Below are 24,820 nucleotides of genomic sequence, written 5' to 3'. Positions count from 1 at the left end.
TGCACCCGACGTGAGGTAAGGCGGACCGAGAAGACATGGTCAGCAGCGAGTACGAGCGCAGGATCGCCGCCCGGTTCGTCGTCTTCGACCAGGACGGCAACGGCTACATCGACCGCGAGGACTTCAGTACGGCGGCCAAGGCGCTGCTCGCGGAGTTCGGCACGGCGGCCCGCTCCGACAAGGGGCAGGCCCTGTACGCGGGCGCCGAGGCGTTCTGGCAGGGCATGGCCGGCATGGCGGACCGGGACGGCGACCAGCGCATCACCCGGGAGGAGTTCGTCAACGGCGCGGTCAAGCGGCTGCGCGACAACCCCGAGCGGTTCGGCGAGATCGCCCGCCCCTTCCTGCACGCGGCCCTGGACCTGGCGGCGGCCGACGACGGCACGGCCGCCGTCGCGGACACCGCGCGGGTGCTGCTGATCCTGGGCGTGCCCGAGGACATCGCGCGCACGACGGCCGCCGAGCTCGACACCGACGGCGACGGCCGGGTCGGCGAGGCGGAGATCGTGCCCGCCTTCGCCCGCTACTTCACCGTCCCCGAATAGCGCTCCCTGAGCCGGTACTTGAGGACCTTGCGCAGGGTCTCGTTGCGCGGCAGGGCGTCCACCACCTCGAGCTGCTCCGGCAGCTTGTGCACCGACAGCCCCGCCGCGCGCAGATACGAGGTCACCACCTCCAGCGTCAACCCCGGGGCCCCCGCGGGCTGTTCGACGACCGCGCAGACCCGTTCCCCGCGTTCGGCGTCCGGCAGCCCGACGACCGCGACGTCCCCCACCGCCGGGTGCGCGTGCAGCAGGTCCTCGATCTCCTTGGCGGAGATGTTCTCGCCCTTGCGGATGATGACGTCCTTGAGCCGTCCGGTGAGGACCAGGTGGCCGCTGCCGGTGAGATGCCCGAGGTCGCCGGTGCGCAGGAACCCGTCGTCGTCGAAGGCCTCCGCCGTCTGCGCCGGGTCCAGATAGCCCTGGCAGACGGCCTCGCCCCGCAGCCGCACCTCCCCGTCCACGATCCGGATCTCCATGCCGCGCGGGGGCCGCCCCTCCGTCGTGGCCAGGTTCTCGGCCGTGTCGTCCGGCGCCCCCATGGTGATCATCGGCACCTCGGTCATGCCGTAGCCGTGGGTGAGCTGCACCCCCATCTCGCGTACGACGCTGTGGTAGAGCTCGGGCGGCTTGGGCGCCCCGCCGCCGGCCAGCAGCCGCAGGGTCGGGACGACCTTCTCGTCCGGCCGCTTGCGCTGCTCGGCGAGGAACATCGAGTAGAACGCCGTCGAGCCCCCCGCCACCGTCACCCCGTGCCGGCGGTACTCCGCCAGCGCGTCCGGCAGCGCGAACTGCTCGAACAGCACGGCCGGGAAGCCGTACAGCAGCAGCATCACGGTGTAGTCGGGGCCGGCGATGTGCGCGTACGGGAAGGCCATCGAGCCCACGTCGTACGCCGAAAGGCGCAGCGCGTGGGCGAGGCAGGAGCCGCCCGCCAGCAATGAGCGGTCCGTGTGCAGCACGCCCTTGGGGTCGGAGGTGGTGCCGGAGGTCCAGTAGATCCAGCGCACCGAGGTGCCCTCGGCGGGCGGCGGGGGCAGCACGGCCGGGTCGCCGTCGGGCAGGCTCTCGTCCTCGTACACCTCGAAGACGTTCTTCGCGCCCAGCCGCCGTGCCATCTCCGTGTGGTCGAAGCCGCGCAGGACGCCCGGTACGGCGAAGAACTCCGCCCGTGACTCGCGCAGGGCGAAGCCGACCTCCCGGTCCCGGTAGAACGGGATGACCGGGGTCTGCACGGCGCCCAGCCGGGCCAGCGCGAAGGACAGCACGGCCGTCTCGATGCGGGTGGGCAGCTGCCAGGCGACCACTGTGCCGGGTCGTACGCCCCGGCCGTACAGTCCGGCCGCCACCCGCTCGGCCCGCGCCCGCAGCCCGCCGAAGGTCAGCGAGCGCCCGCCCTGGAGGAACACCGGGCGGTCGGGGGTGCGGGCGGCGCGGCGGACCACCAGGTCCCACAGGGTGCGGGAGGAGCTCAGAGCGTGTGCGGTGTCGTCCACTTCGGGCCCCCACGAATCGCTGACGGTGTGTCAGATATTGGGCAGAGCGTAGAGCCGGGCGCCTTGCCGGTCCAGGGGTGCGCGGCTAGCCTGCTCGGCAGCGGATATCTGACGAACCATCAGGCGGGTGGCTTATGGATCTCTCCCGCACGCCCGAGGAGGAGGAGTTCCGCGCGGGGCTGCGGGCCTGGCTCGCGCGGGTGCTGCCCACGCTGCCCGCGAAGCCGCCCCCGGACGACTGGCCGGCCCGCCGGGCCTACGACCTCGGCTGGCAGCGGATGCTCCACGACGCCGGGTACGCGGGGCTGGACTGGCCCGTCGACGCGGGCGGCCGGGGCGCCACCCCCACCCAGCACCTGATCTTCCTGGAGGAGGCCGAGCGGGCCGGGGCGCCCTACGTGGGGGCCAACTTCGTCGGGCTGCTGCACGCGGGGCCGACGATCGCCGCCGAGGGCACGGTCGAGCAGAAGGCCCGCTGGCTGCCGCCGGTGCTGCGCGGCGAGGAGGTCTGGTGCCAGGGCTTCAGCGAACCGGACGCCGGTTCGGACCTGGCCGCGCTGCGCACCCGCGCCCACCGCGACGGCGACCACTACGTGGTGAACGGCTCCAAGATCTGGACCTCGCACGCCGAAGTCGCCGACTGGTGCGAACTGTTGGTGCGCACCGACCCGGCGGCGCCCCGGCACCGGGGCATCACCTGGCTGGCCCTGCCGATGGACGCCCCGGGCGTCACCGTACGGCCGCTGCGCACGCTCGCCGGGTCCGCCGAGTTCGCCGAGGTGTTCCTCGACGAGGTGCGGGTGCCGGTCGCCAACCGGGTCGGGGCGGAGAACGACGGCTGGCGGGTGACCATGGTGACCCTGTCCTTCGAGCGCGGCACGGCGTTCGTGGGCGAGGTGGTGGCCTGCCGCCGGGTGCTGGACGAACTCGCCCGCACGGCCCGCGGCAACGGCCGCTGGGACGACCCCGGGCTGCGGCGCAGGCTGGGCCTGCTCAACGCCGAGTTCCGCGCGCTGTGGCGGCTGACCCAGTGGAACGTGAGCGAGGCGGAGGCGACGGGCGGCGCGGTGCCCGGCGTCGGCGGCTCGGTCTTCAAGCTGAGGTACTCGCACGCGCGCCAGGAGCTCTACGACACCGCGGCCGACGTGCTGGGCGCCGACTCGCTCGACCTCGACCGGCCCTGGGTGCTCGACCGGCTGTCCTCGCTGGCCTACACGATCGCGGCCGGGACCTCGCAGATCCAGCGCAACATCGTGGCCGAGCGGATCCTCGGACTGCCGAAGGGGCGGTGACACGGACCGTGCGATTCCGACTCACCCGGGACCAGGAGGCGTTGCGGGCCGGGGTACGGGAGCTGCTGACCCGGCGCTTCGGGCCCGGGGCGCTGCGCGCCGCCGTCGAACGGCGCGGCCTGGACCGGCGGCTGTGGCGGGAGTTGGGCGCGGCCGGGTTCTTCGCGCTGAGGGTGCCGGAGGCGGACGGCGGGGTCGGACTGGGACTGCCCGAGGCGGTGTTGGCGTTCGAGCAGGCGGGGCGGTTCCTGCTGCCCGGGCCCCTGGTGGCCACCCATCTCGCGGCGGGCTCGGTGCCCGGGGCGGCCGCCGGGGAGGTCGTCGTGGCGGCCGTCGACGGCGGGCTCGTGGAGTGGCTGGCGGGGGCGGACGTGGTGCGCGGCGACGCCTCGAAGGCCGTACCGCTGACCTCCGTGGACCCGCTCACGCCCCTGCACCGGGTGCCCGGGCCGGACGGCCCGGAGTCCGCCCCCGACGCGGTCGCGGTGCTGCTGACGGCCGCCGAACAGCTCGGCACGGCCGCGCGGACGTGCGAGCTGGCGGTGGAACACGCCCGGACGCGCGAGCAGTTCGGGCAGCCGATCGGGTCCTTCCAGGCCGTCAAGCACCTGTGCGCGCAGATCCTGGAGCGGACCGAGCCGGCCCGCGCCGCGGTCTACGCGGCCGCCGTCACCGCCGACCCCGTCGACATCGCCGCGGCCCGGCTGCTGGCCGACGATGCGGCCGTGCGCGGCGCCCGCGACTGCCTCCAGGTGCACGGCGGGATGGGCTTCACCTGGGAGTCCGAGGTGCATCTGCACCTGAAGCGGGCATGGGTGCGGGCCCGGCGCGCGGGCGGCGGCGCCCAGGGCGCCGAACTGCTCGCCGCCGACCTCGACGCCGACCCGGCGTACGGACCGTTCCCCGGGGGGCGCGCCGCGCCCGGGTGACGCGGATCGTGGCATCCCGGAACTACGGAGCGTCGATATCGGGTTGTGCCCCGGGGCGGGCTCGTCACGGCCCGGAGTCGGCACCCCGCTCCGGTACCTTGTGTGGGATGCGAGTGGTTCCGGATACGAGCCATGCGGGTGTCGCCCCGGGGGTGGCCCCGGATCCGGCGGTGCGCATCACTGCCTGCAAGGCAGAAAGGGCTTGCTCCGAGCGGCGTTTCCCCGCCTGTTCGACTTCCGTCGGCATCGGTCGCACAGTATGCCGGACAGGTACTCCTTGGCGCTGGAATATGCCCGAAGCGCTTGTTGGCGTGACTGTACGTCAACCAAGCTGTCCTACAAGGGATTCACGATCAGTGATCCTGGCTGCGGCCATTGTCCTGGCCATGCTGAAAATGGCTACGATCGTGGCCCTCGTCATGGCCCTCGTCGTGGCGCTCGCGTGGCGCGAGGCCATGTGTCCGCCGGTTCGGATGGTGTGAGCGGTGCAGGTGCTACAAGTGCAGCTGGAGATCCGGCCCGACCCCGCCGAGGTCGGGCGCGCCCGCAAATGGGCCCGCTCGCGGCTCGCCGGGTCCGGGATAGAGGCCGACGAACCGCTCGCCGAGACCCTTGTGCTCCTCGTCTCCGAGCTGGTCACCAATGCCGTGGTGCACACCGGCCGGCCGGCCGTGCTGCGCCTGTCGCTGGCCGCCGTGGCGGCCGAGGTCGCCACCGTCCGGCTGGAGGTGGCCGACGCCTGCGACCGGGCCCCGGTGCCCCGCTGCGCCGACGGCGACGCGACCGGCGGCCGCGGTCTGGCCCTGGTGGACGGCCTCGCCGACCGCTGGGGCTGGAGTCCCGAGGGCGCGGGCAAGCGCATCTGGTGCGAGGTGGACCGGCCCGAGGGGTCCGAGGGCCCCGAGGCGGTCCGCCGCGACGCGGTGGCGGCGTGCGAGGGATACGAGGGACTCGTGTACGGGGCCTACGAAGCCGTGTGACCCGTGTCCGTGTCCGGCGCGGGCGCGCAGGGCGGGCGCACGGGCGGCCGGATCCCGTCGCCACAGGTGTCCGGGTGTGTGAGGTGCCGCCGTCCGGTGAGGGCCGGGACGGCGTGCGCCCGGATATGCTTCCGTGCGCGCCCAGGACGAAGCGGGGCGTAAGCGATAAATCCCCGATCGGGTGTTGACGCGGCGTGTCCGTTTGATCACGCTTGTGGCAGCGATTCGCCGGGGGACGGCGAGGGCCTCGGTGACGGAGGCCTTCGGCGCGTGCGGATCGTCAGTTCGGCGCCGTTCTTCTCAGGGCAGAGGGACCGGGGCGGGTGCGCCGAAGTCGGATGGCGGCGCGCGGTGCCGTGCTCGGGGCGGGCAGCGGCGCGCCGCCAGCCGAACCAGTCCGGCGGGCCCGGCCCGTGGGCGGCCGGACTCGCCTTCCCGCCCGGCGGGTTCCGCCCGGGTGCGGCGGGCAGGTTCCGTCCGGCGGCTCCCCAGTGGCGGCCACCGTCCGGCAGTCACCGTCCGGCGGCTTCCATCCGGCGGGTCCTTCCCGGCGGTTTCCGTCCGGCGGGTTCCAGTCGACGGCTCCCCACTGGCAGTCACCGTCCGGCGGCTTCCACCCGGCGGGTCCTTCCCGGCGGTTTCCGTCCGGCGGTTTCCGTCCGGCGGGTTCCACCCGACGGCTTCCGTCCGGTCAGAGGATCGCGACCGGGGCCACCGGCGTCCCTGTCGCGCCGGTGAAGGGCTCGGGCATCGCCGAGAGCAGAAACGCGTACCGCCCTTCTTCTCCACAGGCTGTGGACAACTTTTCGAGCTCCCAGTTCTGACCCTGGAGCATGCCCATCTCCACCAGGTGGAGCGCGTGCACGGGCAGCCACAGATCGTCGATCTCGGGCGGGAACACCTCGAAGGTGAGGGTGTCGTTCGCGACCGCGGCGACATCGCGCGCGTGGAACCACTCCGGCGTGCGCACCGAGAGGCCCGGCGACGGATGGGCGTACCCGTGCCGGTCGCCCGCGAGGCAGAGCCGGACCTGTCCGGTGCGCACCAGCACGATGTCCCCGGCGCGCACCCGGGTGCCCGCCAGTTCCTCGGCCGCCTCCAGGTCCTCCGGGGTGACGGCGTGTCCGCCGGCCAGCCGGTCGACACCCCGCGCGCGTGCCACGTCGAGCAGCACCCCGCGCGAGACGATGTGCTCCGCCTTGTCGATGCCGGCGAACCCGGCGCCGCCGTGCGCGGTGACCGTGCCGGCCGGGCGGCCGTTGTAGAGCCGGCCCGAGTGCGAGACGTGCGGCAGCGCGTCCCAGTGGGTGGCGGCCTGGAGCCCCATCGTCACGGCGTCGTCGCTGCACGCCACCGTGCCCGGCCCGAAGATCTCCTGGTTGATCTGCACCATGACGTGCAGCGGGTCGATCCGCCCCGGGATCATCCCGGTCTGCACGCCGTCCTGCCGCAGGGGCAGCGCGAGGGGGACGCGCCGCCCGGTGCGCACACACCCGGCCGCCTCCCGGACGACCTCGTCGGTGATCAGGTTGAGGGTGCCGCGCTCGTCGTCGGCTCCCCAGCGGCCCCAGTTGTTGACGCGCTTGGCGATCTCGTGGAACTCGTCCGGCAGTGACATGGGTGCTCCCCGGGGCTTGTCTCCAGGCATCCGACCGGTCATAAAATCTAACGGTCCGTCAGATAACGCGGGAAGGGGCCGGGCGTGGGGAACTTCGTGGCAGGCAAGGTCGTCGCGGTGACGGGCGCCGGACGCGGCATCGGCCGGGCGGTGGCGCTGGCGGCGGCGGCCGAGGGCGCCCGGGTCGTCGTCAACGACTTCGGGGTCGCCGTGGACGGGGCCGCACCGAGCAGCGAGGTCGCCGAGACGGTCGTCAAGGAGATCGAGGCCGCGGGCGGGACGGCGGTCGCGGTGGCCGAAGACATCTCCACCATGGCGGGCGGACAGCGCGTGGTCGACACGGCCGTGTCGGCGTACGGACGGCTGGACGGCGTCGTCTGCGTGGCCGGGATCCTGCGCGAACGGATGCTGTTCAACATGTCCGAGCAGGAGTGGGACCCGGTCGTCGCCACCCATCTCAAGGGCACGTTCACCGTGTTCCGGGCGGCCTCCGCGGTGATGCGCGCGCAGCGCTGCGGCACCCTGATCGGCTTCACCAGCGGCAACCACCAGGGCTCCGTCTCGCAGGCCAACTACAGCGCAGCCAAGGGCGGGATCATCTCGCTGGTGCGCAGCGCCGCGCTGGGGCTGCACAAGTACGGGGTGAGCGCCAACGCGGTGGCCCCGGTGGCCCGTACCCGGATGTCGGCGAACGTGCCCGTGGAGCTGACCGAGATCGGCGAACCGGAGGACGTGGCCGCGCTCGTGGTCTATCTGCTGTCCGACCGGGCGAGGCGGGAGCGCATCACCGGCCAGGTGTACACGATCGCCGGACCCAAGATCGCGGTGTGGGCGCAGCCGAGGGAACTGCGGGCCGCGTACGCCGACGGCGCCTGGACCCCGCAGCGGATCGCCGACTTCCTGCCGGGGACGGTGGGGACCGATCCGATGCCGCTGCTGGAGCGGGTCGAGGCGATGGAGCGGGCGGCGCGCGACGGAGCCCGGCCGAACGCCTGACCGGTCGCCCGGCCCGGGGCGGGTTTCGTAAGTCCCTTCCGAGGAGGTCACCGTGGAGTTCGGGTTCACGCCGCAGGACGAGGAGTTCCGCGCCGAGGCGCGGGCATGGCTCGCCGCGCACGCGGGCGACGCCGGGGACCGCCGCGGCTGGGAACGCACCCTCGGCAAGGCGGGCTGGATCGGCCTGGGCTGGCCCGAGGACGGCTACGGCAACCGCACCGCCACCCTCACCCAGCAGGTCGCCTGGGCCGAGGAGTACGCGCGCTCGGCCGCGCCCCCGCGCTCCGGGCACATCGGCGAGAACCTCCTCGCCCCCACCCTGCTCGCCCACGGCACCGACGACCAGAAGGCCCGCTTCCTGCCCCCGGTCGCCGCGGGCGACGAACTGTGGTGCCAGGGCTACAGCGAACCCGGCGCGGGCTCGGACCTCGCGGGCGTGCGCACCGCGGCCGTCCGGGAGCCGGCCGGCACCCACTACCGGATCACCGGACAGAAGATCTGGACCTCCCTCGCCCACGAGGCGGACTGGTGCTTCGTGCTGGCCCGCACCGAGCCCGGCTCGCACCGCCACCACGGCCTGAGCTTCCTGCTCGTGCCGATGGACCAGCCGGGCCGTATCGAGGTCCGCCCGATCCGGCAGCTCACCGGCACGAGCGAGTTCAACGAGGTGTTCTTCGACGGGGCACGCGCGCGCGTGGAGCACGTCGTCGGCGGCGAGGGCGGCGGCTGGCGGGTCGCGATGAGCCTGCTCGGCTTCGAACGGGGCGTGTCGACCCTCGCCCAGCAGATCGGGTTCGCCGCGGAGCTGGAGCGCGTGGTGCGCACGGCCGTGGAGACCGGCACGGCGGACGATCCCGTCGTACGGGACCTGCTGGTGCGCCAGTGGGCCGAGCTGCGCACGATGCGCTGGAACGCGCTGCGCACCCTCGGCCGCGGCGGCGACGCGGGGGCGCCCAGCGTGGCGAAGCTGCTGTGGGCGGGCTGGCACCAGCGGCTCGGGGAGCTGGCCATGCTGGCACGCGGCGCGGCGGCGGGCGTCGGGCCGGTGGACTGGTCGCCCGCGGCCCCGTACGAACTCGACGCGCTCCAGCACCTGTTCCTGTTCTCCCGGGCCGACACCATCTACGGCGGCTCGGACCAGATCCAGCGCACGATCATCGCCGAGCGGGTGCTCGGCCTGCCCAGGGAGCCCAAGGGAGCCGCGTGATGCGAGGCGTGATCTACGACGGGAAGCAGGTCCGGGTCGCGGACGACCTGGAGGTACGGGATCCCGGACCCGGGGAGGTGCTGGTCGCGGTCTCCGCCGCGGGTCTGTGCCACAGCGACCTGTCCGTGCTGGACGGGACCATCCCCTTCCCCGTGCCCGTGGTGCTCGGGCACGAGGGCGCGGGCGTGGTCGAGGCGGTGGGCGCGGGGGTCGGTCATGTGGTGCCCGGGGACCACGTGGCGCTGTCGACGCTCGCGAACTGCGGGACGTGCGCGGACTGCGACCGGGGTCGGCCGACGATGTGCCGGCAGGCCATCGGCCGGCCCGGGCGGCCGTTCTCCCGAGGCGGCCGCCCGGTGTACCAGTTCGCCGCCAACTCGGCCTTCGCCGAGCGGACGGTGGTGAAGGCGGTGCAGGCGGTGCGCATCCCGAAGGACATCCCGATGCCGTCCGCCGCGCTGATCGGATGCGGGGTGCTGACCGGGCTGGGCGCCGTGCTCAACCGCGCGCGCGTGGACCGCGGGGACAGCGTGCTCGTGATCGGCACCGGCGGGATCGGCCTCAACGTCCTCCAGGGCGCGCGGATCGCGGGCGCCCTGCGGATCGTTGCGGTGGACGCCAACCCGGAGAAGGAGGCGACGGCCCGGCGGTTCGGGGCGACGGACTTCCTCACCTCCACCGAGGGGGTGAAGGACGTCCTGCCGACCGGCGCGGACCACGCCTTCGAGTGCGTCGGCCGGGTGGAGCTGATCCGCGCGGCGATCGACCTGCTGGACCGGCACGGCCAGGCGATCCTGCTCGGGGTGCCCCCGGCGACGGCCGAGGCGTCCTTCAGGGTCTCCTCCCTCTTCCTGGACAAGGCGATCCTCGGCTGCCGTTACGGCTCCTCCCGCCCGCAGCGCGACATCGCGCTGTACGCCGAGCTGTACCGGCAGGGCCGGCTGCTGCTCGACGAACTGGTGACGGCCACCTACCCGGTCGAGGACTTCGAGAAGGCACGCTCCGACGCGGAGGCGGGCCGGGTGGCCCGCGGGGTGCTCACGTTCTGACGGTGTCCGGAAGCCGTCCACAGCCGTGGAAAACCCCTGAGGCGTTGTCGGTCCCGGCCCGTACCGTCTGCGCATGACCTATCGCGACGTCGCCTCCAGACAGGTCCTGGCCTGGGCCGGTACCGCCGTCGGCTCCCGGATGCCGGTGGCCATGGCCCCGCTGGCCCTGGTCTTCCTGGCGCGCGAGCGGCCCGGCGGCTACACCCTGGGCGCGGTCCTCGCGGCGGCGTACGTCATCGGCGAGATCGTCGGCGCCCCGGTGCTCGGGACGCGGCTGCGGCCCGAGCGGACCCGCGCCCAGCTCTCCGCCGGGCTCGCCGTCGGAACCGCCGGGTTCCTCGGGCTCGGGCTGTTCCCGGCGGCCCCGGCCGCCGTCCTGGCCGGGTTCGCGTGCCTCGCCGGTGCCGCCCCGGCGGCCGTCACCGGCGGTCTGCGCACCCTGCTCACCGAGCTGGTCCCGGGGCGGGCTGCGGCCCAGGCGCTGTCCGTGGAGTCGATGCTGTCGGCCGGGGTGTGGGCGGTCTCCCCGGCCGCGGTCGCAGGGCTCGCCCTCGGGATCGCGCCGCGCGTGCCGCTGCTGCTGGCGGCGGCCCTGATGGCGTCGTCGGTGGCCGGCCTCAGGCTGTTCCCGGCCGGCTGGGGCGCGGGCGGCGAGGACGCTCCGGACGACGGGCGGGGAACGGGCGAAGGCGGCGGGGCCGGGGCGGCGCGGCGGCGGCCGCTGCTCGACGCCTGGCCGGTGTACGTCACGGGCGCGGCAAGTCTGACCCTGCTCGGCCTCAGCGAACTCGTCCTGCCCGCCCTGCTCGAACAGCGCGGCGTCGGCGTCGGCTGGTCCGGCCCGCTGCTGGCCGGGATGTCGGTGGGCGCCGGCCTCGGCGCGTTCGCCTACGGCCTGCGGAACTGGCCGGGACGGCTGCGCACCCGCAGCGTGGTGCTGATGGCGGGGACCTCGGTGTGCATCACGCTCGCCGCGCTGCTCCCGCACCCGGCGGGCATCGCGATCGCGCTGACCGCGGGCGGCACCCTGCAGTCCGGGGCGATGCTCACCCGCAACCTCTCCCTGCGCGAGGCCCTTCCGCCGGGCGCCCTGGCCGCGGGTTACTCGGTGATGTACGCGGCCGCGGGCGCGGGGTACGCGGCCACCGGCTCCCTGGCCGGCGCCCTCCTCCGGTTCGTGGCGCCGTCGACGGCGATCCTGGCCGGGGTGGCGCTGACCCTCGGGCTGACGGCGCTCGGCTGGTGGGGCGAGGTGCGGCGCGAGGGCCGCTCAGTGCGTGACGTGCAGTTCGGCCTCGCCGCCCGCACCGGCGCCGACGGGGCTCCCCTCGTCGCCACCGGAGCCGCCGTCGGGCCGGATGCCGTCGCCGCCGCCGACCCGGAACGTCCGCCGGTAGGCGGTGGGGGTGACCCCGAGCGCCGTCTGTAGGTGCTGGCGCATCGACTGGGCGGTGCCGAAGCCCGCGTCCCGGGCCACCTGGTCGACCGACAGGTCGGTGGACTCCAGCAGGTGCCGGGCCCGTTCCACCCGCTGCTGGGTCAGCCACTGCCCCGGACTGACGCCGACCTCCTCGCGGAAGCGGCGGGTGAAGGTGCGTACCGACATGGACTCCTGGGCGGCCAGGTCGCGCAGCTGGAGCGGCTCGTGCAGGCGGCCGAGGGCCCAGGCGCGGGCGGCGGTCGTCCCCGACACCTGCGGGTCGGGCACGGGCCGGTGGATGTACTGGGCCTGCCCGCCGTCCCGGTGCGGCGGTACGACGGTCCGGCGGGCCACCTCGTTGGCGACCGCGGTGCCGTGGTCGCGGCGGACCATGTGCAGGCACAGATCGATGCCGGCCGCCACCCCCGCCGAGGTCAGCACGTCGCCGTCGTCGACGAACAGGACGTCCGCGTCGACCCTGACCCGGGGGAAGAGCCGCGCGAAGTGCGCTGCGTCGGCCCAGTGCGTGGTCGCCGGACGGCCGTCGAGCCGGCCGGCGGCGGCGAGCACGTAGCCGCCGGTGCAGATGGAGGCGAGCCGGGTGCCGGGCCGGATGTGCGCGAGCGCGGCGGCCAGTTCGTCGGTCAGCACGCCCTGCTCGTAGACCGGTCCCAGTTCGTACGACGCCGGGACGACGACCGTGTCGGCGGTGGCCAGGACCTCCGGTCCGTGGGCGATCTGGACGGCGAAGTCGGCGTCGGTCTCCACCGGGCCCGGCGGCCGGACGGAGCAGGTGAGGACCTCGTACAACTGGCGCCCCTCGGCGTCCTTGGGCCGGCCGAAGATGCGGTGCGGGATGCCCAGTTCGAAGGGGAGCAGCCCGTCGAGGGCGAGGACGACGACACGGTGGGGGCGGAAAGCACGCTCACGGGTCATGGCCCGATCCTAGCGAATGCTGTCCTTCCGGCCACTCGTTTGTCATGGTCGCGCACTGGATGCTCTACGACGTGACCCAGACATCAGAAGCCGCAGCCACCGTGGCGGACGCCCCGTCCGCACGCCGGCCCCGCGTCCACCGCGCGTGGTTCGTCGCCGCCGTCACCTTCGTCACGATCATCGGCGCGGCGGCCTTCCGCTCCCTGCCCGGTCTGCTCATCGACCCGCTGCACCAGGAGTTCGGCTGGTCGCGCGGCACGGTCGGCGCCGCCGTCTCCGTCAACCTCGCGCTGTACGGCCTCACCGCGCCCTTCGCCGCCGCGCTGATGGACCGCTTCGGCATCCGCCGGGTGGTCGCGGTCGCGCTGACCGTGATCGCGGTCGGCTCCGGCCTGACGGTGTGGATGACGGCGGCCTGGCAGCTGATGCTCTGCTGGGGCCTGCTGGTGGGCCTCGGCTCGGGCTCGATGGCCCTGGCGTTCGCGGCGACGGTGACCAACCGCTGGTTCACGGCCCGCAAGGGCCTGGTCACCGGCATCCTCACCGCCGCCTCGGCCTCCGGCCAGCTGATCTTCCTGCCCCTGCTGTCCTGGATCGTCGAGAAGCACGACTGGCGTCCGGCCGCCGTCACGGTGGCCCTCGCGGCCCTGGCCGTCGTCCCCTTCGTCTGGCTGCTGCTGCGGGACCACCCGGCGGACGTGGGGCAGAAGCCGTACGGGTCCGCGGAGTTCGTGCCGAAGCCCGCGCCCGTCCCCGGCGCCGCCCGGCGCGCCGTGACCGTCCTGTTCTCGGCGGTGCGCACCGGCCCCTTCTGGCTGCTGGCCGGCACCTTCGCGATCTGCGGCGCCTCGACCAACGGCCTGGTGCAGACCCACTTCGTGCCCGCCGCCCACGACCACGGCATGCCCATCACGGCGGCCGCCTCGCTGCTGGCGGTGATCGGCGTCTTCGACGTGGTCGGCACGGTGGCCTCGGGCTGGTTCACCGACCGCTTCGAACCGCGCCGCCTGCTGGCCGTGTACTACGCGCTGCGGGGCATCTCGCTGCTGTTCCTGCCGATGCTGCTGGCGCCCGCCGTGCACCCGCCGATGATCTTCTTCATCGTCTTCTACGGCCTCGACTGGGTCGCCACCGTGCCGCCCACCCTGGCCCTGTGCCGTGAGCAGTACGGCGACGACAGCGCCATCGTCTTCGGCTGGGTGCTCGCCTCCCACCAGGTGGGCGCCGCGCTCGTCGCCTTCCTCGGCGGTGTGGCCCGGGACGCCTTCGGCTCGTACGACATGGTCTGGTACGCGTCGGGCGCGCTGTGCGCGGCGGCGGCGCTGATGGCCCTGGTGATCAGGCGGCGGCCGGTCACGATGCCGACGCTGCCCGCGATGGCCTGAGAGCTGTCAGTCGGCCGGTCCGAGCCGTGCGAAGCGCCCCCGGTGGAAGAGGAGCGGACCGCCGCCCTCGCCGGTGGCCTCGCCGGTGCCGAGGGCGTCCACCCGTCCGACCACGATGAGGTGGTCGCCGCCGGTGTGCACGGCGTGCACGGTGCAGTCGATCCAGGCGAGCGCCCCGGCCAGGCGCGGTGCGCCGGAGACCGGGGCCGGTTCGTGCGCGACCCCGGCGAACTTGTCCGCGCCGCTCACCGCGAACGCCCGGCACACTTCGCCCTGGGACTCGTCCAGGACGTTGACGCAGAAGACCCCGGCGCGGGCGATGCGCGGCCAGGTCGTCGACGTACGGCCGACCATGAAGGCGACCAGCGGCGGGTCGAGGGAGAGCGAGGAGAAGGACTGGCAGGCGAAGCCGGCGGGGGAGCCCGCGCCGGCGGCGGGTGCGGTGATCACGGTCACGCCGGTCGCGAAGTTCCCCAGCACCCGCCGGAACTCGGCGCTGTCGACCGGTGCCCGCTCGTCCTCGCCGACGCACCGCAACTCCGGCCGGGGCAGCGCCTCCACGGACGTGGGCGGCGCCGCCTCGGCCGACCTGAGCCAACGGACGGCGGCTGCCGCCATCCCCGCGTGTCCCATCACGTCCACCATTGAAGCTGACGGTGCGTCAGATGGGAAGGGCCGTGCCGGACACCGGGAGCCCTTCGCGGAGGTCAGCGGCCCCGGAACCCGGGTGCGCGCCGCTCCACGAAGCTCGCCACCCCCTCCCGGGCGTCCGCCGTGGTCATGTTGATCTCCTGCGCGGCGGCCTCCGCGGCGAAGGCGGTGGCGCGGTCGGCGTCGAGGGAGGCGTTGACGAGCTGCTTGGTGAGGGCGAGGGCCCGGGTCGGACCGGCGGCCAGCCGGTCCGCCCAGGCCCGGGCCGTCGCGGCCAGCTCCGCGTCCGGGACGACCCGGTTGACCAGGCCGAGGCGCTCGGCGTCGGGCGCGGTGAGGGCGTCGCCGAAGAACATCAGCTCCTTGGCGCGCCGGGGTCCCACCAGCCGGGGGAGCAGATAGGCGCCGCCGCCGTCGGGGACGAGCCCGCGTCGTACGAACACCTCGATGAACCGGGCGGACTCCGCGGCGAGCACGAGATCGCAGGCCAGGGCGAGATGGGCGCCGAGACCGGCCGCGGTGCCGTTCACGGCGGCGATCACCGGTTTCTCGCAGTCGAGGACGGCGGCGATCAGCCGCTGGGCGCCCAGCCGGAGCGTGCGGGCCACGTCGCCCGCGACCCGCTCCCCGGGCGCCGGGCCGCCCCGCAGGTCCGCGCCGGCGCAGAAGCCGCGGCCGGTGCCCGTGACGACCACGGCCCGCACCCCCGGGTCGGCGGAAGCGTCGGCGAAGTGACGGATGATTTCTTCTCGCTGGCCGGGGTTGAGAGCGTTGAGGGATTCCGGGCGGTTGAGGGTGATGCGGCAGACCTGGTCCTCGACGGTGTGCAGGACCCAGGACCCGGCGGATTCGGTCGTGCTCATCTCAGCGACACACCGCCAACGCGTCCAGGGCCACCGCGCCCTGCCCCTGGGGCAGCACCAGCAGCGGGTTGATGTCGAGCTCGGCGAGTTCGCCGCCCAGTTCCAGGGCCATGCGCTGCACCCGCAGCACGACCTCGACCAGGGCGTCGACATCGGCGGGCGGGCGGCCCCGGACCCCGTCGAGGAGGGCCCGGCCGCGCAGTTCGGTGAGCATGGTCCTGGCCTGGTCCTCGCCGAAGGGCGGCACCCGCACGGCCGTGTCCCGCAGGACCTCCACCAGCACCCCGCCGAGCCCGGCGGTCACGGTCGGCCCGAACAGGTCGTCGTGGGTGACGCCGACGACCATCTCCACGCCCCGCTCCACCATCTGGCACACCAGGACGCCGTCCAGCGGCACGCCCTCGTAGCGGGCGATCTCCGTCAGCTCGCGATAGGCGTCGCGGACCTGGCTGGCCGAGGTCAGGCCGATCTTCACCAGCCCCAGCTCGGTCTTGTGGGCGATCCGCGCGCCGGACGCCTTCATCACCACCGGGTAGCCGACCAGGCCGGCCGCCCGCACGGCCGCCGCCGCGCTGGTCACCAGCTGTTCGCGGGGCACCCGGATGCCGTAGGCGCGCAGCAGTTGCTTCGCCGCGTGCTCGCTGAGCTGCTCGCCCGGCCGCATCAGGGCGCGCGCCTTGCGGAAGGAGGGGGAGGCGGTGCGCGGTGCCTCGTCGAAGGGCGAGCGGTAGGCGCGTACGAAACGGTTGTGGTCGAGATGGGCGCGCACGGCCGCCAGACAGTTGCCGACGGTACGGAACGTGGCCACCCGCGAGGAGCCGAGCAGCACCTCGCGATAGGCCGGCTCGGTGCCGACCGGCGATCCCCACACCACGCACACCAGCTTGTCCGACCGCTCGGCCGCGTCCACCAGGTCCCGCACCAGCCGGTCGCTCAGCGGCGGGAAGGGGCCGGTGACCGGGCAGATCAGGACGCCGACCGCCGGGTCGTCGAGGATCGCGTCGATGATCTTCCGGCCGCGTTCGTCGCCGACCGGATGCCCGCCGTTGTCGACCGGGTTGGCCACGCTCAGGTACTCGGGTATCCACTGGTGCAGCTCGGCCTGCTTGGCCTCGGACAGCACCGGCAGCCGCAGTCCGGCCCGGGTCGCCAGGTCGGCGACGTGCGCGCCCGTGCCGCCCGAGATGGAGCAGACGACGACCCCGTCCGCGAGCGGGGCGCGGGCCCGGGCCAGCAGTGCGGCGGTGTCCTGGAGCTCGTCGAGACCGTCGACCCGGATCACCCCGAACTGCCGCATCGCCGCGTCCACCACCGCGTCCGTGCCGGTCAGTTTGCCGGTGTGGGAGGCGGCGGTACGGGCGCCGGTCTCCGTGCGGCCCACCTTGACCGCGACGACCGGCACCCCGCGCCGGGCGGCCCGGTCGGCGGCGAGCAGGAAGGAACGGCCGTCCTTCAGTCCCTCCACGTAGCAGGCGATGGCCCCGACCTCGGGCCGCTCGGCGAAGTACGAGATGAAGTCGGCGCTCTCCAGGTCGGCCTCGTTGCCGGTGGGCGCCCAGTGGGAGAGGCGGATGCCGAGCTCCTGGAGGGCGAAGACGGGACGGCCCTGGTGGCCGGACTGGGTGATGAGGGCGATCGCCGGTCCTTCGAGGTCGTCCCGGAAGCGCTCGAAGGCGTTGAGGTTGGTGTTGGGCCCGAGCAGCCGCACCCCGGACCGGGCGGCGGCGTCCGCGAGCCGGGCCTGTGCGGCCGCGCCCGGTTCCCCGGTCTCCGCGAACCCGGAGGCGAAGGCCACCGCGAACCGCACCTTGGCCTCGGCGAGTTCCTCGACCACCGGGAGCGGATCGGCGACCAGAAGCACGGCGAGGTCGACCTGCCCGGGCAGGTCGGCGACCGACGGCACGCAGGGCATGCCGAAGACCGACGCCCGGGTGGGGTGGACCGGGTGCAGCCGCGCGCCCACCCGCTCCGCCCAGGCGAGCAGCTGCCGGGTGATGCCGGTGTTGGGCCGGCCGTCGGCGTCCGAGGCGCCGACCACGGCGACGGACTCGGGCCGGAAGAGGCGGTCCAGGTCGGGGACGGCGGCGTACAGCGGACGACCGCTGACGTCGAGGTCGTCCACGTCGGCCGGGCGGCCGTGGACGGCCGGCGCCGGGGGCTCACCGCACGCGATGACGCGGGCCCGGCGGGAGTCGGTGGTGAGGGTGCCGTGGGTTGATCCAAGCATCGGTCCGCCCGCTCCTGTGTGACAGCCAAATAACTGACGCTCTGTCAGATTACTGAATTGACGAACCGTCAGGAATGGTCGTGCACGCAGAGAACGGGCGGGCTCCCGCCCGCCGCGGGGCCGGGGCCGGACGGCGGGCGGGGGTGTGCGCCGCTACCGGGTCAGTTCGGGAGGCGGGACACCTGCCCCGCCCCGGCGCCCGCCGCGCTGCCCGCGACGGCCTTCGCTATCTTCTCCGCGTCGATCGCCAGCTCGCGGAACATGCCGCTGATCGGGTTGGTGAAGCCGGTGAAGTACAGGCCGGGAGCGTTGCGCGGGGTGCGGGCGCCGTGCACGACCGGGCGGCCCCGGGCGTCGAGCACGTCGAGGTGGCCGACCAGGTCCTCCAGGGCGCGCAGATAGCCGGTGGCGGCGACGACGGCGTCCGGCGAGACGCGGCTGCCGTCGGCGAGGACGACCTCGTCGCCCTCCAGGCCGTCCACGGCGGCCACGATCTCGACCTTCCCCTTGCGCACGGCGTCGATGAGGCCGACGTCCTGGACCGGGATCGACCCCGCGGTGACACGGCTGTAGAGGCCGGTGTCCGGGCGGGGCAGACCGTGGGCCGAGAGGTCCGGCACGCTGAGCCTGCCGACCGGCCCGGCCAGCCGGTCGACGAACCCGACCGGCAGTCGCCGCACCAGTACGCCGGTGTACTGCGCGGCCCAGCCGGCCGTCGAACGGCGCAGGATGTGCGGGGCGGTGCGGACGGACAGCCGTACCCGCTTCGCGCCGCCCTCCACCAGGTCCACGGCGATCTCGGCGCCGGTGTTGCCGATCCCGACGACGAGCACGTCCTGGCCCGCGTAGGGCTTGGCGTTGCGGTACGCGCCGGCGTGCAGCAGCTCGCCGGTGTAGGACGCGCGGCCCGGCCAGTCGGGGATGTGCGGCGTGTGGTTGAAGCCGGTGGCCACGACCACCGCGGCGCCGGTCAGCTCACGGCCGCCGGTGGCGTGCAGCAGCCAGGCGGTGCCGTCGGGCGAGCGCTCGACGCGGGAGACCTCGACTCCGGTGACGATCTCCAGCTCGTGGTGTTCGGCGTACTTCTCCAGGTAGCGCACCACGTTGTCGCGGGACACCCAGCGGCCGAAGCGGCGCGGGATGGGCAGTCCCGGCAGGGCGGACAGGCGCCGGGTGGTGTGCAGGTGGAGCCGGTCGTAATGGCGCCGCCAGGACGCGCCGACCCGGTCGGACTTCTCCAGGACGACGGCGCGGACGCCCCGGGCGCGCAGCGCGTACGCGACGGCGAGCCCGCCGGGGCCGGCGCCGATGACGTACACGGGCCGGTCCGCGGGAACGGCCGCGGCGGAGGGAGCGGAGGGGGCGGGCGCGGGCTGATCGGCGGAGACGGCCGTGGCGGGCGCGGGCGGGGCGGAGTCGGTGGAGTCGGTGAGGTCGGGCATGAGCGCGAGCGTAATCACGCACAGGATTGATGGGTCTCGGTCAAGACCGGAATTGGTTGCGGATTGATCACGCCTGGGGGACGGACGGGTGGGACGTGTGACGTAGTCCGTCCGAGTGTGCGGGCGCGGTGGGCGGCGCCCGATCAGACAGACGGGAAGATCGGACGCCGCGTGTTGGTGAACGTAGTCGGGCGCCAACGAAATCGTCAACAATAACCCCGGATTCAGCGCGGACGCACAGCTTCCATATGCGCGGGCTTCCCGGTGGACGCCCGGGGTTTCCGGCGGGACGCGGGGTGCCGGGAAGTCGTGGGCCGCGGGCATCTTGCGAAAGTGCCGCCCGTCCGCTGAACTGACGTACCGTCAGATGTGCTGGGCGGGGTCGGCGGGAGAGTGGGTCCGGGGACATGGACACGATCTGGCTCGACGGGGCGGAATGGCTGGCGGTGCTGCGGGTCGGGCTCGGCCTGTGGTGGCTGGAGAGCTGGCGGCACAAGGACCGCAAGGACTGGTTCGCGAACGGCACCGGTATCGCGTGGGCGGCGGACGTCGCGGCGAGGCACCGGTGGAGCGCGGTCCGCTCCGGCTTCGAGACCGTGGTCGCGGCCAGGCCGCGCACGATGGCGTACGTCGTCGTCTACGCGGAACTCGCCCTCGGACTCGGCCTGATCACGGGCTTTCTGACTCCGGTCGCCCTGGTCGGCGGGCTGGTGCTCAACGCCCTCTACTTCGTCCTGATGATCCACGACTGGGCCGAGCAGGGGCAGAACTCGATGATGGGGCTCATCTCGGTGGTGGCCCTGTTCGGGATGTCGTGGCAGACCTGGTCGCTGGACGACGCGCTCGGCTGGTTCCGGTGAGCGTGAGCGGCGGCGCCCCGCGGTACGACCTTCCCGAACCCGACGGCTTCACCCGCGTCTACTGGGACGCGGCGGCGGACGGGCGCCTGCTGGTCCGCCGCTGCGGGGCGTGCGGGCGGGCGCACCACTACCCCCGCGAGTTCTGCCCGCACTGCTGGAGCGAGGACGTCACCTGGCAGGAGGCGAGCGGCCGGGCCACGCTCTACACCTGGTCCGTCGTCCACCGCAACGACCTGCCGCCCTTCGGGCGGCGCACCCCGTACGTCGCCGCCGTCGTCGACCTCGCCGAGGGGCCGCGGATGATGACCGAGGTGGTGGGGTGCGGGCCGGACGGACTGCGGCCGGGGGCGGAACTGGAGGTCGCCTTCCGCGACGGGGTGCCGGTGTTCCGGCCTGCGCGGCCGCGGCCGCGCAGGCCGTGATCTGCGCGGGCCGGGTGGGGGCGTGAAGAGGCTGCCGATCCCCGGTTCACCGGCTTCAATGGCCCGATGGCCCCCACGAGCGACAGATCCCCCGGCTCCCCCTTCCCCGAGTTCCCCGAGTTCCCCGAGTTCCCCGAGCTGCACGGTCACGGGCTGCGGCTGAGCCACTGGCGCGCGGACCACGACGCCGACGCCGAGGCCTGGCTGCGCGGGCTGTCCGACCGGGAGTTCCGGCGCTGGAACACCCCGCTCAGGACCGTCGCGGACCTCGACGGCGCCCGCGCCTCGCTGCGGGCCAAGCAGGACAGCGCGGCGAACGGCACCGGCGCGTCGTTCCGGGTCACGGACACGGCGGACGGTACGACACTGGGGCACGTCGGCGTCGACGCGATCGACCTCGTCTTCAGCTCCGGCCGCGTCGGTTACTGGGTGTTGCCCGAGGCCCGCGGCCGGGGCGTCGCCACCCGCGCCCTGGCCGTCGCCGCCCGCTGGGCCCACGACGACCTCGGCCTGCACCGGCTGGAACTCGACCACGCCCTCGACCACGACGCCTCCTGCCGGGTCGCCGAGCGCTGCGGCTTCCGGTACGAGGGGACCCTGCGCGGCGCCATGTTCGAGGCGGGCCGCCACGACGCGTTCCGCGACAGCCACCTGCACGCCCGGCTGGCGACGGACCCGGAACCGAGCCTGTCCTGACCGGCGCGCGGGCGCGGGGCTTCAGGGCGTGCGACGCCGGGCGCGCGGCGGTCTCACGGCCACAGCAGCTCCTTGATCCAGCCGGCGCCCGCTCCCGTGCTCGCGTCGGCGCCGTCCCGCCGGTACCTCAGCCGCACATGCCGGCGTCGCTCGTCGCCCTGGAAGAACTCCACCTCCGTCGGCCGGAGCCGGTAGAGCGTCCAGCTCCCGACCACGGTGTCCGGCGCCCGCCGGGCCAGCTCCCAGGCGTCCTCGGAGGCCCGCCGCAGCTCCTCCACCGAGCCGAGGACCTCGCTCTGCCGTCCGGTCAGCGCCGCGGCCAGCGCCCCGGTGGAACGGGCGTGCAGGTCGGCCCGCGCCTGACCGGGCGGGGCGACGGCGACCGGGCCGCGCACCCGCACCTGGCGGCCCTGGACGGGCCAGTAGAAGCCGAGGGCGGCGTACGGGCGGGCGGCGAGCTGGCGGCCCTTGCGGCTGCTCGTGTGGGTCGCGAAGGCCCAGCCGTCCGCGTCGGCGCCGTGCAGCATCACGGTCCGCACGTCCGGCAGGCCCTCCTCGTCCGAGGTCGCCAGCGACATGGTGTGCGGCTCGGTCTGCCCGGCCGCCACCACCTCGGCGAACCAGTCCGTGAACAGCGCGAGGGGGTCGCCGGGCGCGGCGTCCGGGTCGAAGGACGGCAGCCCGGTCACCGCCGGGTCCCACACCCGCAGCGACCTGAGCAGCTCGTGAAGATCCGTTGCCATGCCCCGAGTATCACGCAGCCGCCCGCCACCACCGCGGCCGTCCGGCTCGGTCCCGCGCCGTCCGGCTCAGTCCCGCCCCAGCACCACCGTCCCCGAGGAGCAGAACCAGCCGCCCGTGCCGGAGGCGACCGCCAGTCGGGGCGGTCCGCCGTCCGGCCGCCGCACCTGCCGGGCCCCGGCCTCGCCGCGCAGTTGCCGTACCGCTTCCACCAGCAGGAACAGTCCCCGCATCCCGGGATGCTGGGCGGACAGGCCGCCGCCGTCGGTGTTCACGGGCAGTTCCCCGCCCGCCACCTTCAGCCGCCCCTTCTCCACGAACGCCCCGCCCTCGCCCTTCGCGCAGAAGCCGAGGTCCTCCAGGGTCACCAGCGTCATGTAGGTGAAGGCGTCGTAGATCTCCGCGAAGTCCATCTCGTCGGGCCCGACCCCCGCCCGCTCGAACGCGAGCCGTCCGCTCACCGCGGCCGGGGACACCGTGAAGTCCGGCCACTCGGACATGGCGGCGTGGGACACGTGCTCCCCGGTGCCCAGGACCCACACCGGTTCCGTACGGCAGTCCCGTACGTACTCCTCGGCGGCGAGCAGCACCGCCGCCCCGCCGTCGGAGCGCAGGCAGCAGTGCAGCTTGGTGAACGGGTCGGCGACCATCGGGCCGGACAGGACGTCGTCGACCGTGATCGGGTCGCGGAACATGGCCTCCGGGTTCAGCGCGGCGTTCGCCCGCGCCTGGACCGCGACCTGCGCCAACTGCTCGATGGTCGTGCCGTGTTCGAGCATGTGGCGGCGGGCGGCCATGGCGTACTTGGCGATCAGGGTGTGGCCGTAGGGCGCCTCGAACTGGAGCGGGCCGCGGGCACCGAAGGAGAGGTCGCCGGTGCGCCGGCCGGCCCTGATGTCCGCGCGGGCGGTCGAGCCGTAGACCAGCAGGACGGCGTTGGCGTGGCCCGCGGCGATCGCGTCCGCCGCGTGGGCCGCCATGACCTCCCAGGTGGAGCCGCCCACGGCGGTGGAGTCGACCCAGGTGGGACGCAGTCCCAGGTATTCGGCGACCTCCACGGGCGCGAGGACGCCGGTGCCCGCCGAGGCGAAGCCGTCGACGAGCGAGCGGTCCAGTCCGGCGTCGGCGAGGGCGCGGCGGGCCGCCTCGGCGTGCAGGGTGTACGCGGTCGCGTCGTCCACGCGGCCGCAGCGGGAGAGCGCCGCGCCGACGACGGCGGCCCTTCGGGTACCTGGCAGCGACATGGATCTGACGGTATATCAGATCCGGGCGGGACGGCAGGCGTCGAGGGCCTGTGCATCCATGGGCGCCCGCCCTAACATGACGAGCCGTCAGATTCGGAGAGGGTAGGTGGTCACCATGGACGCCGGCTTCACCGCAGAACAGGACGACATCCGCCGCACCCTCCGCGAGCTGCTGCGCAGGCGCTGCGGACCGGGGGAGGTGCGGGCCGCCGCCGACGGCCCCGCCGGTCACGACCCCGCCCTCTGGGAGGCCCTCGCCGCCCGGCTCGGCCTGCCCGGACTCGCCCTGCCGGAGCGGTACGGCGGGGCCGGCTGCCCGGTCACCGATCTCGCGCTCGCCTGCGAGGAGACGGGACGCTTCCTGGCCCCCACCCCGCTGCTGGCCACCGCCGTCCTCGCCGCCCCCCTCCTGCTCGCCCTCGGCACCGAGGACCAGCGCGCCGGGCTGCTGCCCCGGATCGCCGCCGGTGAGCTGACCGCCGCCCTCGCCGTGCCGGGTGCCGCGCTCGCCACCGCGCTCGCCCTGACCGGCCCGAACGGCGGCGACTGGGCGGGCGGCGGCCGGGCCGGCGGGGTGCAGGCCCGGCGCGCCGACGGCCGGTGGCGGCTGTACGGGGAGGCCAATCAGGTCCTCGACGGGCACGGCGCCGGGCTCCTCGTCGTCGCCGCGCACACCGGCGGCTTCGCCCGCTCGCGCACGCTGCTGTTCCTCGTGTCCGGCGACGCGGCCGGGCTGGTGCGGGCGCGGCAGACCGCGCTGGACGCCACCAGGCCGCAGGGCCGCCTCCAACTGCGCGAGGTGGAGGCAGAGTTGTTGGGGGAGGAGCGGGAGCATCAGGAACCGGGGGAGCGGGGCGGGGTCCTGCCCGTGCTCGCCGCGGTCGGTGACACCGCCGCGGCCGTCCTGGCCTGCGAGGCCGTGGGCGCCGCCGGCCAGGTACTGGAACGCACCGTGGAGCACGTCGGGCGCCGTGAGCAGTTCGGGCGGGCGATCGGCTCCTTCCAGGCGGTCAAGCACCGGCTGGCCGACGTGTACGTCCAGGTGCAGGCGGCGCGCTCGGCCGCGTACTACGCCGCGTGGGCGACCGCGCGGGGCGAGCGGGTCGGCGGGCTCGCCCTCGCGCAGGCCCTCCAGGCGCTGCGCACGGCCGCCGCCGAGGCCGTGCAGCTGCACGGCGGCATCGGTTTCACCTGGGAGCACGAGGCGCATCTGTACTTCAAGCGGGCCACGGGCGACGAGCTGCTGTTCGGTCCGGTGCACCGGCTGCGCGAGCACGCGGCCCGCACGGCACGGCTCTTCGAGCGGCGGGAGGTGGCGGTGTGACCGCCCTCGGGGTGCGGCTGGTGCGGCGGGTGTCCGCCACCCGGGGCTTCGCGAAGGCCGCCCCGCACGTCATCCCCGCCCTGGACCGCGCGGTGCACCGGCTGACCAGGGGGAAGGTGCTGCTCAGCGCGCAGATGCTGCCGGGTCTGGTGCTGACCTCGACCGGGGCGCGCAGCGGGCTGCCCCGGCACACCCCGCTGGCGTGCGTGCCGCAGGAGGACGGCCGCGGCTGGCTCCTGGTCGGCTCCAACTTCGGCCGCGGCGACCATCCCGCCTGGACCCACAACCTGCTCGCGCACCCGGAGGCGTCCGTCAGCATCAGGGGCGAGGACGTCCCGGTCGTGGCGCGGCTGCTGGCGGGGGAGGAGCGGGCCGCGGCCTGGGCGGACGCGCTGGCGCTCTGGCCGCCGTACGCGGCGTACCAGGCGCGGGTGGAGCGGGAGATACGGCTCTTCCGGATCGTGCGCAGGTAGCGCGGCAGGCGACGGCCCACCCGGGTG

General features: G+C 74.4%; 22 protein-coding genes. 13 read left to right on the top strand and 9 right to left on the bottom strand.

The window, feature by feature from the left end; translation table 11 throughout:
• Positions 1-35: 35 nt before the first annotated feature.
• Positions 36-545, top strand: a complete 510-nt coding sequence (locus ACWC24_RS10415) for an EF-hand domain-containing protein (protein WP_450662420.1) — start codon at positions 36-38, stop codon at positions 543-545.
• Here ACWC24_RS10415 and ACWC24_RS10410 read toward each other — a convergent pair.
• Positions 524-2,038, bottom strand: coding sequence for a class I adenylate-forming enzyme family protein (locus ACWC24_RS10410; RefSeq protein ID WP_450662419.1), 1,515 nt, complete (start codon positions 2,036-2,038; stop codon positions 524-526). The two genes, ACWC24_RS10415 and ACWC24_RS10410, sit on opposite strands and share 22 nt — an antisense overlap.
• A gap of 134 nt (positions 2,039-2,172) precedes the next feature.
• Here ACWC24_RS10410 and ACWC24_RS10405 point away from each other — a divergent pair, with 134 nt between their 5' ends.
• The 3 genes from ACWC24_RS10405 (at position 2,173) to ACWC24_RS10395 (ending at position 5,239) form a co-directional block, all read left to right on the top strand.
• The gene (locus ACWC24_RS10405) at positions 2,173-3,330 is read left to right on the top strand and encodes an acyl-CoA dehydrogenase (protein WP_450662418.1); all 1,158 of its coding nucleotides are present in this window, start codon (positions 2,173-2,175) and stop codon (positions 3,328-3,330) included.
• Between the two features lie 8 nt (positions 3,331-3,338).
• On the top strand, positions 3,339-4,259 hold the full coding sequence (locus ACWC24_RS10400) for an acyl-CoA dehydrogenase family protein (protein WP_450662417.1): 921 nt from the start codon (positions 3,339-3,341) through the stop codon (positions 4,257-4,259).
• 500 nt (positions 4,260-4,759) lie between these two features.
• Entirely contained in the window at positions 4,760-5,239 is a 480-nt protein-coding gene (locus ACWC24_RS10395; protein WP_450662598.1) for an ATP-binding protein, read from the top strand.
• 691 nt (positions 5,240-5,930) lie between these two features.
• On the opposite strand, the gene ACWC24_RS10390 is transcribed toward ACWC24_RS10395, so the two are convergent.
• Positions 5,931-6,857 (bottom strand): cyclase family protein, encoded by a 927-nt coding sequence (locus ACWC24_RS10390; protein ID WP_450662416.1) that lies wholly within the window; start codon positions 6,855-6,857, stop codon positions 5,931-5,933.
• An 84-nt stretch (positions 6,858-6,941) separates the two neighbouring features.
• Between ACWC24_RS10390 and ACWC24_RS10385 the strand changes: the two genes are divergently transcribed.
• From ACWC24_RS10385 to ACWC24_RS10375, 3 genes are read left to right on the top strand one after another with little or no spacing between them, the layout of a single operon-like run.
• Positions 6,942-7,853 carry an SDR family oxidoreductase gene (locus ACWC24_RS10385; RefSeq protein ID WP_450662415.1) on the top strand — a complete coding sequence of 304 codons (912 nt, stop codon included), beginning with the start codon at positions 6,942-6,944 and terminating at the stop codon, positions 7,851-7,853.
• A 52-nt stretch (positions 7,854-7,905) separates the two neighbouring features.
• Positions 7,906-9,060 carry an acyl-CoA dehydrogenase family protein gene (locus ACWC24_RS10380; protein WP_450662414.1) on the top strand — a complete coding sequence of 385 codons (1,155 nt, stop codon included), beginning with the start codon at positions 7,906-7,908 and terminating at the stop codon, positions 9,058-9,060.
• Entirely contained in the window at positions 9,060-10,109 is a 1,050-nt protein-coding gene (locus ACWC24_RS10375; protein WP_450662413.1) for a Zn-dependent alcohol dehydrogenase, read from the top strand. The genes ACWC24_RS10380 and ACWC24_RS10375 overlap by 1 nt, the downstream gene beginning before the upstream one ends.
• Before the next feature lie 1,270 nt (positions 10,110-11,379).
• Here ACWC24_RS10375 and ACWC24_RS10370 read toward each other — a convergent pair.
• On the bottom strand, positions 11,380-12,465 hold the full coding sequence (locus tag ACWC24_RS10370) for a GlxA family transcriptional regulator (RefSeq protein WP_450662412.1): 1,086 nt from the start codon (positions 12,463-12,465) through the stop codon (positions 11,380-11,382).
• A 71-nt stretch (positions 12,466-12,536) separates the two neighbouring features.
• Here ACWC24_RS10370 and ACWC24_RS10365 point away from each other — a divergent pair, with 71 nt between their 5' ends.
• On the top strand, positions 12,537-13,850 hold the full coding sequence (locus tag ACWC24_RS10365) for an MFS transporter (RefSeq protein ID WP_450662411.1): 1,314 nt from the start codon (positions 12,537-12,539) through the stop codon (positions 13,848-13,850).
• A gap of 6 nt (positions 13,851-13,856) precedes the next feature.
• Here ACWC24_RS10365 and ACWC24_RS10360 read toward each other — a convergent pair whose 3' ends face one another.
• From ACWC24_RS10360 to ACWC24_RS10345, 4 genes are all read right to left on the bottom strand, one after another.
• Positions 13,857-14,495 carry a flavin reductase family protein gene (locus tag ACWC24_RS10360; protein ID WP_450662410.1) on the bottom strand — a complete coding sequence of 213 codons (639 nt, stop codon included), beginning with the start codon at positions 14,493-14,495 and terminating at the stop codon, positions 13,857-13,859.
• Positions 14,496-14,557: 62 nt separating this feature from the next.
• Positions 14,558-15,364 (bottom strand): enoyl-CoA hydratase/isomerase family protein, encoded by an 807-nt coding sequence (locus tag ACWC24_RS10355; protein ID WP_450662409.1) that lies wholly within the window; start codon positions 15,362-15,364, stop codon positions 14,558-14,560.
• 1 nt (position 15,365) lies between these two features.
• The gene (locus ACWC24_RS10350; protein WP_450662408.1) at positions 15,366-17,591 is read right to left on the bottom strand and encodes an acetate--CoA ligase family protein; all 2,226 of its coding nucleotides are present in this window, start codon (positions 17,589-17,591) and stop codon (positions 15,366-15,368) included.
• Positions 17,592-17,752: 161 nt separating this feature from the next.
• Entirely contained in the window at positions 17,753-19,033 is a 1,281-nt protein-coding gene (locus tag ACWC24_RS10345; RefSeq protein WP_450662407.1) for a flavin-containing monooxygenase, read from the bottom strand.
• A gap of 407 nt (positions 19,034-19,440) precedes the next feature.
• Here ACWC24_RS10345 and ACWC24_RS10340 point away from each other — a divergent pair, with 407 nt between their 5' ends.
• The 3 genes from ACWC24_RS10340 (at position 19,441) to ACWC24_RS10330 (ending at position 21,011) form a co-directional block, all read left to right on the top strand.
• Positions 19,441-19,893, top strand: coding sequence for a DoxX family protein (locus ACWC24_RS10340; protein WP_152894824.1), 453 nt, complete (start codon positions 19,441-19,443; stop codon positions 19,891-19,893).
• Positions 19,890-20,315: a Zn-ribbon domain-containing OB-fold protein gene (locus ACWC24_RS10335; protein WP_450662406.1), complete on the top strand. Its 426-nt coding sequence runs from the start codon at positions 19,890-19,892 to the stop codon at positions 20,313-20,315. Before ACWC24_RS10340 ends, ACWC24_RS10335 begins: the two co-directional genes overlap by 4 nt.
• A gap of 66 nt (positions 20,316-20,381) precedes the next feature.
• On the top strand, positions 20,382-21,011 hold the full coding sequence (locus tag ACWC24_RS10330) for a GNAT family N-acetyltransferase (RefSeq protein ID WP_450662405.1): 630 nt from the start codon (positions 20,382-20,384) through the stop codon (positions 21,009-21,011).
• A gap of 53 nt (positions 21,012-21,064) precedes the next feature.
• Here ACWC24_RS10330 and ACWC24_RS10325 read toward each other — a convergent pair whose 3' ends face one another.
• Positions 21,065-21,754: a pyridoxine/pyridoxamine 5'-phosphate oxidase gene (locus ACWC24_RS10325; protein ID WP_450662404.1), complete on the bottom strand. Its 690-nt coding sequence runs from the start codon at positions 21,752-21,754 to the stop codon at positions 21,065-21,067.
• A gap of 66 nt (positions 21,755-21,820) precedes the next feature.
• Positions 21,821-22,996: a thiolase C-terminal domain-containing protein gene (locus ACWC24_RS10320; RefSeq protein ID WP_450662403.1), complete on the bottom strand. Its 1,176-nt coding sequence runs from the start codon at positions 22,994-22,996 to the stop codon at positions 21,821-21,823.
• Positions 22,997-23,111: 115 nt separating this feature from the next.
• Between ACWC24_RS10320 and ACWC24_RS10315 the strand changes: the two genes are divergently transcribed.
• Together ACWC24_RS10315 and ACWC24_RS10310 are read left to right on the top strand one after the other, a co-directional pair.
• Positions 23,112-24,320: an acyl-CoA dehydrogenase family protein gene (locus ACWC24_RS10315; protein ID WP_450662402.1), complete on the top strand. Its 1,209-nt coding sequence runs from the start codon at positions 23,112-23,114 to the stop codon at positions 24,318-24,320.
• Entirely contained in the window at positions 24,317-24,793 is a 477-nt protein-coding gene (locus ACWC24_RS10310; protein ID WP_450662401.1) for a nitroreductase family deazaflavin-dependent oxidoreductase, read from the top strand. Before ACWC24_RS10315 ends, ACWC24_RS10310 begins: the two co-directional genes overlap by 4 nt.
• The last annotated feature ends 27 nt before the right edge of the window (positions 24,794-24,820 follow it).

It is taken from the genome of Streptomyces sp. NPDC001443 (assembly GCF_053597355.1).
The sequence above is the reverse complement of the archived record's forward strand: the minus strand, read 5'-3'. Positions and strand labels throughout refer to the sequence as shown.

Bases quoted from the DNA above. Each gene is read 5' to 3' on its own strand.
- ACWC24_RS10415 (WP_450662420.1), top strand. From the start codon at position 36: ATGGTCAGCAGCGAGTACGAGCGCAGGATCGCCGCCCGGTTCGTCGTC.
- ACWC24_RS10405 (WP_450662418.1), top strand. From the start codon at position 2,173: ATGGATCTCTCCCGCACGCCCGAGGAGGAGGAGTTCCGCGCGGGGCTG.
- ACWC24_RS10390 (WP_450662416.1), bottom strand. From the start codon at position 6,857: ATGTCACTGCCGGACGAGTTCCACGAGATCGCCAAGCGCGTCAACAAC.
- ACWC24_RS10375 (WP_450662413.1), top strand. From the start codon at position 9,060: ATGCGAGGCGTGATCTACGACGGGAAGCAGGTCCGGGTCGCGGACGAC.
- ACWC24_RS10370 (WP_450662412.1), bottom strand. From the start codon at position 12,465: ATGACCCGTGAGCGTGCTTTCCGCCCCCACCGTGTCGTCGTCCTCGCC.
- ACWC24_RS10360 (WP_450662410.1), bottom strand. From the start codon at position 14,495: ATGGTGGACGTGATGGGACACGCGGGGATGGCGGCAGCCGCCGTCCGT.
- ACWC24_RS10355 (WP_450662409.1), bottom strand. From the start codon at position 15,364: ATGAGCACGACCGAATCCGCCGGGTCCTGGGTCCTGCACACCGTCGAG.
- ACWC24_RS10350 (WP_450662408.1), bottom strand. From the start codon at position 17,591: ATGCTTGGATCAACCCACGGCACCCTCACCACCGACTCCCGCCGGGCC.
- ACWC24_RS10345 (WP_450662407.1), bottom strand. From the start codon at position 19,033: ATGCCCGACCTCACCGACTCCACCGACTCCGCCCCGCCCGCGCCCGCC.
- ACWC24_RS10340 (WP_152894824.1), top strand. From the start codon at position 19,441: ATGGACACGATCTGGCTCGACGGGGCGGAATGGCTGGCGGTGCTGCGG.
- ACWC24_RS10330 (WP_450662405.1), top strand. From the start codon at position 20,382: ATGGCCCCCACGAGCGACAGATCCCCCGGCTCCCCCTTCCCCGAGTTC.
- ACWC24_RS10325 (WP_450662404.1), bottom strand. From the start codon at position 21,754: ATGGCAACGGATCTTCACGAGCTGCTCAGGTCGCTGCGGGTGTGGGAC.
- ACWC24_RS10320 (WP_450662403.1), bottom strand. From the start codon at position 22,996: ATGTCGCTGCCAGGTACCCGAAGGGCCGCCGTCGTCGGCGCGGCGCTC.
- ACWC24_RS10315 (WP_450662402.1), top strand. From the start codon at position 23,112: ATGGACGCCGGCTTCACCGCAGAACAGGACGACATCCGCCGCACCCTC.